We start from the raw sequence: 11,735 nt of genomic DNA on the forward strand, positions 1-11,735 counted from the left end.
GTTTGCGTGCTTCTGCATCTGTGAAAAGCTTAATTTCCTTGTTGGTTTTTGGATCAATTACTTTCAAGCCTTCATTCAAATTGGCAATCCAGAGGCGTCCTTTCCGATCCAGCAGTCCGTCGCGGAAATCTTTATTTTTAAATAATTCAACGGAGGGTTTCCAAAGGTTGAATCGCCCGTTTTCAATGTCTCCGGTAAAAATCCCTTTGTCCGTGAATGCAAAAGGCCGGTCCATGATCCACCGGATTTTGTCCGTTAGCGCGTCGATAGGGAATGGCAGAAACCGAAACTGGTTGCTGGCTGGCTTCCAGGACAGTGCGCCGGAATGGGACAATCCCAGCAGGTAATTCCCGCCGGGTACCGGTAAAATACTGGTGACCTGCACCGGTAGCCTCACCACACCGGGTGCAATGCCGATTGTACGTATCCCTGCATTGCGGTAACGGTATTTGTAGACGCCATCATTAGTGGCGATCCAAAGAATGCAGTTGGCGCGGTCGTCGAACATTCCCTTGACTTTGATGCCGTCATTGTAAAACTGCGGCAAATGGTACAGCTCATTTTTTTCAGGATAAAGCACGCTGACCCCATCATTGGTACCGATGAAAATGATCCTCTTGCCGTTTTCATCCTTCGATTCCTGGGCACATATCACATTGTTATGCTCGAAACCCTCTTTTCTGATCTTGAATTCATTTGTTTTCGGGGAGTACCATACCAAGCCATATTCATAGCCACCGATCCAGAGATTTCCGGCCGCATCGCCGGAGGCTTTGCAAAGGCGGACCGGCACCCTGTTTTTTGGCAGAACAGCCTCCATCCCCAGGTGGCAGACTAATTTGTCAGCTTTCCGGTCGTAGCGATACAAGCCGAGTTCAGACACAATCCAGAATGTACCGCTGGCATCTTCATAAAAACTGGCATACTGGTACACGTCCCCTCCCGAGGCTGAGGTCGAAAATGTGTAGCGATGGAGTTTTTTGGTGGCAGGATCGTATCGCTTCACGGAAGTGTAATCGCACACCCATACCTGGTCGTGACTATCCACCACGCTCTGTTCGTGCAGGTCATTTCCAGGGTCGGCATCATCATAATTGTTAACCACTAGTGTGCTAACTGCAAGCGTTTTGGCTTCTATTTTTGAGAGTCCTCTGGTATCATTGGACGTATAAATATCGCCATTGGAACTGGTAGAAACACCGGAACAATAGCCCAGTTGAAGACTATCCAGCCGCAGGAAGTCGTAGCCGTCGTAGCGGCAAATATTCCTTCCTGTCCCAATCCATAAAAAGCCTTGTTTGTCATTGGAAATGCACCACACCTCATTGGAAGGTAGACCCTCTTTGGTCGTGAGGTGTTCAAGCGTCAGCACAGGCATTTGGGCATTTATCTGAGAACAGGTAATCAAAATCAGCAGTAAACCCCTTAAAAAACCCATAAACCGGCCGTTAATTAATACAATTGTAATATTAATTCATAAATCCATTATATCATTGCATTGGCTGGGTTAGCGGACTTCATCTACTAAAAAATAGTAAGGATCACTCCTGTTCACCCCTGTCCAAACACCCGAAAACCGCAGTAACCGGTTGTCCCCATCTTCAAGCGTACCTTTAAACGTGCCGGTGGTCCGTCCATTTGCGGATTCGATCAGTATCAGTTCTTTCCGGCTGTTCACAGCACCGATCAGTTCGACATCAACCTTGGAATTCACTGGACGATAGGAACCTCTAACAAAACTATCATTGATCTGCAACTGCATCCTGAAAGTAGGATCATCGGAAGTTCCTTCGTTTCTCGCAAACCGGCCGACAAAGAACCGCGAACCCACCGCCGATTCGTTGAAAGCGGCCTCCTTGTTGGTACCGGCGTATTTCTTTTCGCAATAGCAAATTACCAGTAAAGTACTTAATGTCAAATAGATGAGGAACGATTTCATGGTAGGCGCGAGATGAGTATTTGAAATTTAAAAGAAAACGAGACTTAGGAGAATGATCAACGTAATAATGAACAGGGCAATCCAGTCGAAACCTCTTTCCAGGAATCGCCGAAGCCCGTCTTTGGCAGCCTTGAAGCCGGCTTTTTTGGTAACTTGTTCGCCACGTCCCATACTCTTATCTTTTTTCAGTGGATATAATATCACTCTAAAAATGCATTATAAACACAGGATGATGAGGCGGGATTGACAATCGGAGGCATTCCGAAGAAAAACGGCGGAATTGAATTGATATACGGAGAAGCTGAATGGTACTAGTATTATCCAATAGTGAGAGCAGGCTTGTATGGCAGACCGCTATTCCTTCCATTTATTGATCTTCCTTAGAAAAAATTTGGCCAGCTGCCAGGAGATCAATGCATAAATAACAATCAACAAGCATAGCAATACTTTCAGCAGCATACGAAGGGAGGATTTGAAGCAAGAATTTAGCGATAGTCTGCTAACATCCTGTTTTAAAATTATCCAACAACATATTTCAATTATCTATCGGAAATAACGACCTGAAAGTATCCCGTATGCAACATCGTAAAAAAGGACCGGCCGGTTAGGTCAGTCCTGTATATCAATCCAGTATTTGTTGATGAAGCGTACTTAAAAGTCTTTTTTGGAAATGACCCACATCCAGTTTGCCGGCCAATTTTCAGATTTGATGCTGTCGTGCCTGATCAACCTTTCATTGATCATTTCGTAGCCGGTAAGTCTGCCTCCGCGGCTCTCAACGTCTGCTCGCGCATAGTTGTGAAGCTGTATCCAGATTTCAGGGGTTATCAGTTCTTCCGAAACAAAACTAAGGAGTCTCCATTTTGGGTCAGGAGAATTGTTTACATATCGTAACAATAAGTAATGTTTATAACTGTCATTACTTAAAGAGAGGACCGTGCGTTTTACATTTCCGTTTCTCATGTGCAAGTAAATTTAGTTTATCATAAAAAATATTGAAAAATGACAATACCTAGGCATTTACGATATTGGTAAGAAAAAGGATGCGTTCGCAAAAAATTAATAAATATTTCTACCAATTAGTTCTATAAACCTACTTACTAAGGACTTCCAGCTTGCAGACGATGATTTCATGGCATAACATTTTATTTTTTGATAAAACGTTCTAAAAATTTCATTACCAATGGTCACGTTAAATTTCATCAAAAATGACTGGGTTAAGGAGAAAAATGGATCCAGAATAATGAAGGTAGACGAATACCAAATTATTGAATCCATTATCTATGCTGACGGAAATCCCGCATTGCCAATCGTTAAACGATCTTACAATGGAAGGGTGTGGTGTACCTGGGTCAACGAAAACAAGACGGTAGTTACTCAACCATTCTGGGAGTCAGATCTGGAATCCGTAGTTCCAAGCTCCATGCAGCTGTAAACGCTGCCTTTCGAAAGGCTTATTATCCCATTTTGCTACCTTCATCGCTATTTCAAAACCCGTTATCAATCAAAATGCCCGGAAGCTAGCTTCCGGGCATTTTGATTGATACTTATTAATATGTCCAGTTCAAGGTTTCCTTGCCGGATCAGTTGGCAAACTGCTTTTGGTGGTATCATCCGTTTCAGCAGTCCCTTTCTTGCTGCTCCGGCGATTCATCCGCTGCTCTTTCTTGCTGGTGGAAGGCATTAATGTGTCTTTGATCACCGCTCCTGAGCTTTTCTGTCCTTTGATCAATGTATCCTCCGATGGTATATTGGCTGGCCTGACAGGCGATTGTGGTGAATTGAAATCCGGTTTCTTTTCTTCTGTTGGCGTCGTAGGGATCGGATTTTGCTGGGGCGCTGGCTGTGTAGGCGCTGGCACCGTTTGCGCATGAACTGCTCCCGCTATCGCCAGGAACATCACAAATAATAATGTGATTAGATTTTTCATTTTAAAGCCTGATTTCGTGAATAACCGTTGAGTAAAATTGACTCGGTTACCAGTTACTAAAAGCATTCCAAATGGCGCGTTAGATCGGGATTCAAAAAGTATCTTAAATAAGATTGATCTGGACTAATCCAAGCACATAATCGGCACTTTGCGCGCAACAGCTTCAAAATGAATCACATCGCGGATTTTCTTGTAATCCACATAATGCGCATTAGAATACCCATCGGCCAGATGCTCCGCTTGAAAATTCTATCTTTTTTATCAATAAATAAAATAGAATTAATTCGATGGTCAATTTAGCCGTAAACCCTTTTCATCCGAATTTTTTCACTCGGTGTAAGAACCAAAGGTACTTTCTCCACTTTCACAGAGCTGCTATCGAGACCAAACCATTTATCTTCCGAGGTTGTGATACTTTTGATCGCGAAGTAGGTTTTCATGATCATATCTTCGGTAAAAGGCAGATTGTTTTCGATCGACAGGTAACGCTCGAGCACGATAAACCGGAAGTCACCCGTAATGTTCTGGCGGCTCAGTGACTCATAGCGGCTGGTGATGTCAACTTCCTTGTTCTGCACCAGATCTTCGACCACCTTACGGAAAAACAGATTCATTCTCTGTTCAATCCGGAAACCTAGCCTGAATGTAACTTTGATGACATCATCCTCGGCCATGATATTCACATGGTAGTCCATGGTGTAGGGCTCATCCGTGGTTTCTACGTGCACAAACCAATAAATGTCGGCCCTTTTCGGACGTTTATAAAATATCGAATAAATGATCTTGTTCTCGATCTCGGACTCATGCGACGCATTGGACATGAATATGAGGTGGGTGGAGTATTTGGGAATGCTAATATCATTGCTCAACTCACGCAATGGCCCAATGTATTTTTCCAAGCTTTCAAATTCAGTCAGCCTTAACTTGATAAAGTATGCCTTCAACCACACTGTGATCAAAATCCCAATGATCGTTGCGAGCAACAGCGAAACCCAGCCGCCATGCGTGAATTTCAACAGGTTAGCCGCTAGAAAGGAGCCTTCGATCGCCAGGTAAACCACCAGAAAAAGGCCTAGTAACCACTTACTGACGTTATTCACATATAAGTAGACCGACATCAGTATGGTGGTCATGATCATTGTGAGTGTAATCGCAAGACCATACGCTGCCTCCATGTGGGCCGACTCTTTGAAATAAAGCACGATCCCGACACAGCCTGCCCATAGCAGCCAGTTTACGCTTGGTACATACAGCTGGCCTTTCTGATCACTAGGATAAACCAAACGTACTTTTGGCCAGAAATTTAACCGGATCGCTTCGGAAATCAATGTAAATGATCCGCTGATCAACGCCTGGCTGGCAATGATGGTTGCCATGGTTGCAATACAAATTCCGGGTAGCAACCACCAGTCGGGCATGATTTCATAAAATGGTTTTCTTCCATTCAAAAATGCCCCCGAATGAACGATCAGCCAGGCTCCCTGCCCAAAATAATTGAGAATGAGGCAGGATTTAACAAAAATCCAGCTGATACGAATGTTGCCGCGCCCGCAGTGACCGAGGTCGCTATACAATGCTTCTGCTCCCGTCGTACAAAGAAAAACCGCTCCCAGCATCCAAAAACCGCCTGGGTGATTGGCCAGCAGCTGATAACCATAGTAGGGATTAAGTGCTTTGAATATCTCAGGATGGGCAACTACCTGCGCAATCCCCAAAACTGCCAGCATCAGGAACCAGATCATCATCACCGGCCCAAAAGCACGCCCAACAATGGTTGTCCCAAACACCTGAATGATAAAGAGTAAGGTCAGGATTCCGATGACGATCGGGATGGTTTGAATATGCGGATAAAGAATGCGCAAACCTTCTACCGCCGACGACACCGAAATCGGCGGGGTAATAATGCCGTCGGCAAGCAAAGTACTGGCCCCGATAATGGCCGGAACAGTAAGCCAGGCCGCTTTTTTTCTGACCAATGCATACAATGCGAGTATCCCTCCTTCACCTTTGTTATCGGCCCGGAGAATGAGTATCACGTATTTGATGGTAGTTTGTAAAGTCAGCGTCCAGAAAATACAGGAGACTGCGCCATAAACGACTTCCGGTGAAATACTATTATTGCCAATAATGGCCTGCATTACATAAAGAGGAGAAGTGCCGATGTCACCGAAAATGATACCCAGTGCTACCAGTAATCCGGCGGCACTGGCCTTATCAACGTGTTTACCCATTGAATCGTTTGTTGAAAATAGGACTGACCTTTGCGATCGTCTTTTAGCTTAAAAAGTGTAAAACTCGTAATTAATGTTCCATTTGATCTCCTGGCCCGGTTTAGCAGCCAGTTTAATGTAAGGCTCAGGGCAGGATGTGGTCGGGCAAGCCCAGTATACCAGTTTTTCCAGCGGCTGATCAGCGGTAATCCTTACACCTGCATTCGTTTTTACGTTTTCAATGCGGATATCATAGTCTTTGGCCGTTGGCCCGAACCCTTGCAACCCGCTACTGAAAACCTGATCGCCTTTGACAACCTCCCTTGCATAACTCAGCGTCTTGTCTTTTGCATTAATAATTGTTCCAAAGCCCTTGCCCTCACCAGCTACATCAAAAGGAAATTTTATCCTGATGTTTTGATTGGATGGCTCTTTGTCGATCATGAAAAAATTGTGATTGTAAGTACTGGTGGCAATGTCTTTGGTACCCGTATTTTTGAGGCTATGTTCCAGCATGAGTTCAGGTTTGTCTTTAACCAATCTCAGGATTTTTGTGTAAATGTAGGCATATCCCGTCTTGTCCTTCAGCTCGTGAGTGAATTCGACCCGGTCCTTGTGCTTCTTCACCGTCCATTTACCCTGGTTTTGCACTTCATAATTGGTCGCGAAGGAGTATTTTTTATCATCGGGCTTAACCAGGACCCCAACGCCGATTTTCACAAATTGTTCTCCTGTTTTGGCATCGTCAAAATTAAGCGGCGTGAATTCTTCAACCGGACCTGTGATCGCGTCGTGCAGCTTGGGATCGTAAGTTGCTGCATTCCAGACGCCAAAGTAAGAATGTCCTTTGTATTCCAGGCTGGGCACCACGCCTGACCAGTCAAAACGAGTACCCCGGTAATAGCCGGAGGAGGCATCTGGCAGGTACAATTTCGCCTGGATGATACCATTGGTAATCTCAGTACCCGGATATTCCGCCAGGCGGTAAGCGGTCATGCAAAGGCAAACCAATGCAAGAATCGACGTAATGGTCTTTTTCATTTTATAATTCAATGGTTTAGGAAAATTAAGTCAGTTGGCTTCAAATAAAAAACAGTAAAATAAAAATGCAGGATCACATTTTCATCTTACTGTCTGATAATTGTTTTCACAATCAATTTAAGAAATGCCTTTGAATGCTTCCTCGTTGATAAAAGGCTGGTTTCTCAACCGCTGCTTGGTGGCTTTGTAAAAAGCATTGGCCACGGCACCTCCCGCAGGAGGTAATGCGGGCTCCCCAAGTCCGGTTGGTGAAATTCCATTATCGACAAAATGCACATCCACTTCTGGTATTTCGTTCATTCGTATCAGGCGGAAGCCATTGAAATTGCTTTGATCGGGTGTTCCGTTTTTGAAAGTCATGTTACCAAACATAGCGTGGCCCACTCCGTCGATAACTCCACCTCTCACCTGCTGTAAAGAGCCACTTTTGTTGATCACAATGCCACAATCTACCGCGGCAATGATGTTTTTAAGGACAGGTTTGCCTTTTTCCACCACCACTTCCCCTACCTGCGCCACGTATGACCGATGTGAAAAATAGACACTGAAACCCTGATGAACACCTTTTTTCTTACCCCAGTTGCTTTTTTCCGCAGCCAGTTTAATGACACTGATCATCCTGTCGACATCATACTTTACATCGCCAGCAGGAGCTTTCTTTGCCTTTTCCAGTAAAGCAAGCCGGAATTCAATAGGATCTTTGCCAGCAGCTTCAGCCACCTCATCGAGGAAAGACTGCTCTGCATAGGCCAGAAAGTTGGTGATCGGAGCACGCCAGGGACCGGTTGTGATCGGAGATTTATGCTCTACTGAGTCAATGAGCAGGTTATCCACGGCTCCGGAAGGGAAGTTATCTTCTCTTGTTGAATTCCCTGAATTCATGCCTACGCCTCTTAATTTATAACCAATGAGCTCGCCGTTTTTGTCCAAAGCCGCCTCAAAACGATAACGTACTGCGGGGCGATAGGTGCCGCCGGTCATATCATCCTCACGGGTCCAGATTACCTTAACAGGCGCTTTCACAAGTTGGGAAACACTTGCAGCTTCCACTACAAAATCGGAGGCCAGCCTGCGGCCAAATCCTCCACCCTGACGTGTTATTTCAACTGTAATTTTCTCAGGCGCAAATCCGGTCAGCTTCGCTACATCCGCGCGTGCACCGTCGGGTCTTTGCGTAGGGCCCACCAGTTCAACACCATCCTCTCGCACATGCGCAAAGAAATTCATGGGTTCCAGCGGGCTATGCGGCAGAAACGGACATTGATATTCTGCCTTGATTACTTTTGCAGCGTTTTTAAATGCTGTGTCAACGTCTCCGTTTTTACGACGGACAGTCGCCTCTCCATTATCCAGCAGATTTTGAAAAATACGGTTATGATCCGAAGTGCTTTCCAGGTCTGCGGCTTTTTCATATTCAATTTTCAATGCTTCTTTCGCCTTTTTCACTTGCCAGGTGGATTTGCCCACAACGGCGACGCTATTGTTAAACGTCACTACATCGACGATACCAGGCATTGCTTTTGCAGCCGCGGAATCGACTGATTTTAGTTTCAAACCGAATGCTTTCGGTCTTTGAATTAAAGCAAACAACATTCCTTCCCGGTAAAAATCCAGACCGAAAAGTGGTTTACCCGTAGCAATGTTATGGTTATCAACATTCCGGACGGACTGTCCGATCAGTTTGAAATCCTTTTCATTTTTTAATTTGATTTCCTTTGGTACCGTCAGTTTGGAAGCGGCCTCAGCCAATTCTCCGTACGAAAGCGATTTGCCGGAAGCTTTATGCAGGACTTTGCCGTTTTCAGTAGTACATTCAGTTGCAGCCACTTTCCAGGTAGTAGCCGCAGCTTCAATCAGCAAATAACGGGCTGTCGCGCCGGCCTTGCGCAATCTTTCCCACGAATGCGGAACCGCGCCACTACCTCCGGTTACCTGTCTTTCAAATAAATTATTATCCAGATTTCCCTGAACGGTTTTAACCTGTTTCCAGTCCGCGTCCAGTTCTTCCGCCACGATCATGGGAAATGCAGTCTTGATCCCTTGCCCGATTTCAGGGTTTGGCGAAATAATGGTGATGACATTGTCGGTACCGATGGACAGGTAGCTATTGAAATGAATAGATCCTGCTGCGATTTTTTTGGCGTCTACGACGACCGGTAATGCTGAGGAATTGGACCAATTGAATCCTAAAAACAGCCCGCCACCTGCTGCTGCGGCAATTTTCATAAAATCCCGCCTCGAAGTTTGCTCTGATGTCTTCATGGTCAGTTGGATTTAGTGGCTGCTACTTTTACTGCTTCTCTAATACGATGATAAGTACCACAGCGACATATATTTCCGCTCATGGTAGATACAATCTCTTCGTCGGTGGGTTTGGGTTTTTCTTTCAGCAATGCCGCTGCTGTCATGATCTGACCTGCCTGGCAATAGCCACATTGGGCCACATCCACCTCGTCCCAGGCCTTTTGCACGGGATGATCCCCTTTTTCTGATAACCCTTCGATCGTTGTTACTTTGGCTTTGCCTACCGAGGAAACAGGAAGTACGCACGAGCGTACTGCTTTGCCATCCAGGTGAACGGTGCAGGCACCACATTGGGCGATACCGCATCCGTACTTGGTCCCTACGAGGCCGAGATTGTCGCGCAGCACCCAGAGTAGCGGGGTATCCCCCTCTACATCCGCATTGTATGCACGATTGTTGATTGAAAGCTTGAATGACGCCATGGTGAATGGATTAGGTCTAGAATGTCTTTTTGCGAATAAAAAGTCTTCGTAATTTACAAATAATGCTGATTACAAGCCATTTAAACTATAAAGAAAATTCAATGTACATTCTCACCCCGTTAATGAAAATATATAGGTTCCATAGATTGACCCATGGCTTTTCAAACGTAAAAACCCGAGCGAAATTGGAAGAAAAGTTATCAGGAAGACCTTAAAGAAGAACTGTTACGCTTCGCCGCCGGGTCCTCCGAAGCTGATCGGGAAGTTGAAGGTCGGCTCATTATCCTGGGAGCTTTGGATAGGGCCGTACTGATCTTCATATTTCTGGATATTATCAGTCAGCGCTGCGATCAGACGTTTTGCGTGCTCTGGTGTGATGATGATACGGGCTTTTACTTTGGCGCGTGGCACACCAGGCATCAACCGGATGAAGTCTAATATAAATTCACTGTTTGAATGTGCGATCATAGCAAGATTAGAGTAAACACCCTCCGCCATTTCCTCGGATAATTCTACATTAATCTGTTGCTCGTTTTCCTTACTGTTATCTTCCATTGATTATTGTTTTAATAGCATCTGCTATTCATTGGGCGATTTGCTTTGGCAGCGGAAATTACTAAAAATAAATAGGATCAAAAAGCAAAGAGCCGGTCCCGCATAAGCAGAACCGGCTCTTTTTATATTCAAAACATCAATTACGCTAACTCTTTCTTTTTACGTGATTGTTTTTCACGTGAGTCAGTCAATGCATCGTATTCTTCTTTCGATCCTACGATCAGGCTTTCGTATTGACGCATACCTGTACCGGCAGGGATCAGGTGACCTACGATCACGTTTTCCTTCAAGCCTTTCAGTTCATCACGTTTTCCACGAACCGCCGCTTCGCTCAATACTTTGGTTGTTTCCTGGAACGAAGCCGCAGAAATCCAGCTGTGCGTACCCAACGATGCTTTTGTAATACCTAACAACAACGGTGAAGAAGTTGCAGGTTTAGCATCACGGAATTCAACTAATTTTTTATCAGCTCTTCTTAAAATAGAATTTTCTTCTCTAACATCACGAAGGGTAACGATCTGTCCCGGACGCATTTTACTGCTGTCACCTGATTCACTTACAACCTTCTTATCAAAGATCCAGTCGTTCTCAACATTGAAATCAAACCTGTCTTCTGTATCTCCTTCAAGGAATTTAGTATCACCAGCATCTTCGATAGTTACTTTACGCATCATCTGCCTGAAGATAACTTCGATGTGTTTGTCATTAATCTTAACACCTTGCAAACGATAAACTTCCTGGATCTCATTCACTACATACTCTTGTACTGCAAACGGACCTTTGATTGAAAGGATATCAGCCGGTGCAATCTGTCCATCTGATAATGCAACTCCTGCTTTTACGAAGTCACCATCCTGTGCAAGGATCTGGCGCGTAAGCGGTACGAGGTACTTCTTAATAACACCATCTCTTGCTTCCACGATGATCTCGCGGTTTCCACGTTTGATGTTTCCGAAAGTAACCACACCATCAATCTCACTTACAACCGCAGGATTACCAGGGTTACGAGCTTCAAACAATTCAGTTACACGTGGAAGACCACCCGTGATATCACGAAGCTTTCCAAGTACACGTGGAATCTTAACAACCACCTGTCCTGCCTTTACTTCTTCCATTTCTTCCATGATGATGTGTGAACCAACCGGAAGATTATATCCCTTACTTTCTTTAACACCTTTAACGATCAATGAAGGTATACGTGCCTTATCTTTTGTTTCGATAACCACTTTCTCCCTGTGACCTGTCTGCTCATCAGCTTCTTCACGGTAGGTGATACCTTCAACGATATGTTCAAATTCAATGTTACCATTGATCTCTGAAACGATAACGTTGTT

Annotated in this window: 11 protein-coding genes and 1 pseudogene; 1 reads left to right on the plus strand and 11 read right to left on the minus strand. The window is 44.8% G+C overall.

Features of this window, described 5'->3' with window-relative positions:
- The 4 genes from ABIO93_RS21425 to ABIO93_RS21440 all read right to left on the minus strand — a co-directional run.
- Positions 1 to 1,438, minus strand: a 1,438-nt coding sequence (locus ABIO93_RS21425) for a two-component regulator propeller domain-containing protein (protein WP_348071439.1), incomplete at its 3' end; no start/stop codon positions are given.
- A gap of 69 nt (positions 1,439 to 1,507) precedes the next feature.
- Positions 1,508 to 1,939: a hypothetical protein gene (locus tag ABIO93_RS21430; RefSeq protein ID WP_348071441.1), complete on the minus strand. Its 432-nt coding sequence runs from the start codon at positions 1,937 to 1,939 to the stop codon at positions 1,508 to 1,510.
- 27 nt (positions 1,940 to 1,966) lie between these two features.
- Positions 1,967 to 2,143, minus strand: a complete 177-nt coding sequence (locus ABIO93_RS21435; RefSeq protein WP_348071443.1) for a hypothetical protein — start codon at positions 2,141 to 2,143, stop codon at positions 1,967 to 1,969.
- Between the two features lie 447 nt (positions 2,144 to 2,590).
- Positions 2,591 to 2,902: a hypothetical protein gene (locus ABIO93_RS21440; protein ID WP_348071445.1), complete on the minus strand. Its 312-nt coding sequence runs from the start codon at positions 2,900 to 2,902 to the stop codon at positions 2,591 to 2,593.
- A 220-nt stretch (positions 2,903 to 3,122) separates the two neighbouring features.
- Here ABIO93_RS21440 and ABIO93_RS21445 point away from each other — a divergent pair, with 220 nt between their 5' ends.
- Entirely contained in the window at positions 3,123 to 3,374 is a 252-nt protein-coding gene (locus tag ABIO93_RS21445) for a hypothetical protein (protein ID WP_348071447.1), read from the plus strand.
- Positions 3,375 to 3,503: 129 nt separating this feature from the next.
- Here the strand turns inward: ABIO93_RS21445 and ABIO93_RS21450 are convergent, their stop codons facing one another.
- The 7 genes and pseudogenes from ABIO93_RS21450 to ABIO93_RS21480 form a co-directional block, all read right to left on the minus strand.
- Positions 3,504 to 3,869, minus strand: a complete 366-nt coding sequence (locus ABIO93_RS21450) for a hypothetical protein (RefSeq protein ID WP_348071449.1) — start codon at positions 3,867 to 3,869, stop codon at positions 3,504 to 3,506.
- A 296-nt stretch (positions 3,870 to 4,165) separates the two neighbouring features.
- Entirely contained in the window at positions 4,166 to 6,100 is a 1,935-nt protein-coding gene (locus ABIO93_RS21455) for a KUP/HAK/KT family potassium transporter (RefSeq protein WP_348071451.1), read from the minus strand.
- A 48-nt stretch (positions 6,101 to 6,148) separates the two neighbouring features.
- Positions 6,149 to 7,120 carry a hypothetical protein gene (locus ABIO93_RS21460; RefSeq protein ID WP_348071453.1) on the minus strand — a complete coding sequence of 324 codons (972 nt, stop codon included), beginning with the start codon at positions 7,118 to 7,120 and terminating at the stop codon, positions 6,149 to 6,151.
- A 117-nt stretch (positions 7,121 to 7,237) separates the two neighbouring features.
- On the minus strand, positions 7,238 to 9,382 hold the full coding sequence (locus ABIO93_RS21465) for a molybdopterin cofactor-binding domain-containing protein (RefSeq protein ID WP_348071455.1): 2,145 nt from the start codon (positions 9,380 to 9,382) through the stop codon (positions 7,238 to 7,240).
- A 2-nt stretch (positions 9,383 to 9,384) separates the two neighbouring features.
- Entirely contained in the window at positions 9,385 to 9,846 is a 462-nt protein-coding gene (locus tag ABIO93_RS21470; RefSeq protein WP_348071457.1) for a (2Fe-2S)-binding protein, read from the minus strand.
- Between the two features lie 225 nt (positions 9,847 to 10,071).
- Positions 10,072 to 10,401, minus strand: a complete 330-nt coding sequence (locus tag ABIO93_RS21475) for a DUF3467 domain-containing protein (RefSeq protein WP_348071459.1) — start codon at positions 10,399 to 10,401, stop codon at positions 10,072 to 10,074.
- Positions 10,402 to 10,541: 140 nt separating this feature from the next.
- Positions 10,542 to 11,735, minus strand: a pseudogene (locus ABIO93_RS21480) (DNA-directed RNA polymerase subunit beta'); the annotation flags it as partial.

The sequence above is a fragment of the Dyadobacter sp. genome (assembly GCF_039919315.1).
Lineage (GTDB): Bacteria > Bacteroidota > Bacteroidia > Cytophagales > Spirosomataceae > Dyadobacter.

Bases quoted from the DNA above. Each gene is read 5' to 3' on its own strand.
- ABIO93_RS21430 (WP_348071441.1), bottom strand. From the start codon at position 1,939: ATGAAATCGTTCCTCATCTATTTGACATTAAGTACTTTACTGGTAATT.
- ABIO93_RS21475 (WP_348071459.1), bottom strand. From the start codon at position 10,401: ATGGAAGATAACAGTAAGGAAAACGAGCAACAGATTAATGTAGAATTA.
- ABIO93_RS21465 (WP_348071455.1), bottom strand. From the start codon at position 9,382: ATGAAGACATCAGAGCAAACTTCGAGGCGGGATTTTATGAAAATTGCC.
- ABIO93_RS21460 (WP_348071453.1), bottom strand. From the start codon at position 7,120: ATGAAAAAGACCATTACGTCGATTCTTGCATTGGTTTGCCTTTGCATG.
- ABIO93_RS21470 (WP_348071457.1), bottom strand. From the start codon at position 9,846: ATGGCGTCATTCAAGCTTTCAATCAACAATCGTGCATACAATGCGGAT.
- ABIO93_RS21445 (WP_348071447.1), top strand. From the start codon at position 3,123: ATGGTCACGTTAAATTTCATCAAAAATGACTGGGTTAAGGAGAAAAAT.
- ABIO93_RS21450 (WP_348071449.1), bottom strand. From the start codon at position 3,869: ATGAAAAATCTAATCACATTATTATTTGTGATGTTCCTGGCGATAGCG.
- ABIO93_RS21455 (WP_348071451.1), bottom strand. From the start codon at position 6,100: ATGGGTAAACACGTTGATAAGGCCAGTGCCGCCGGATTACTGGTAGCA.
- ABIO93_RS21440 (WP_348071445.1), bottom strand. From the start codon at position 2,902: ATGAGAAACGGAAATGTAAAACGCACGGTCCTCTCTTTAAGTAATGAC.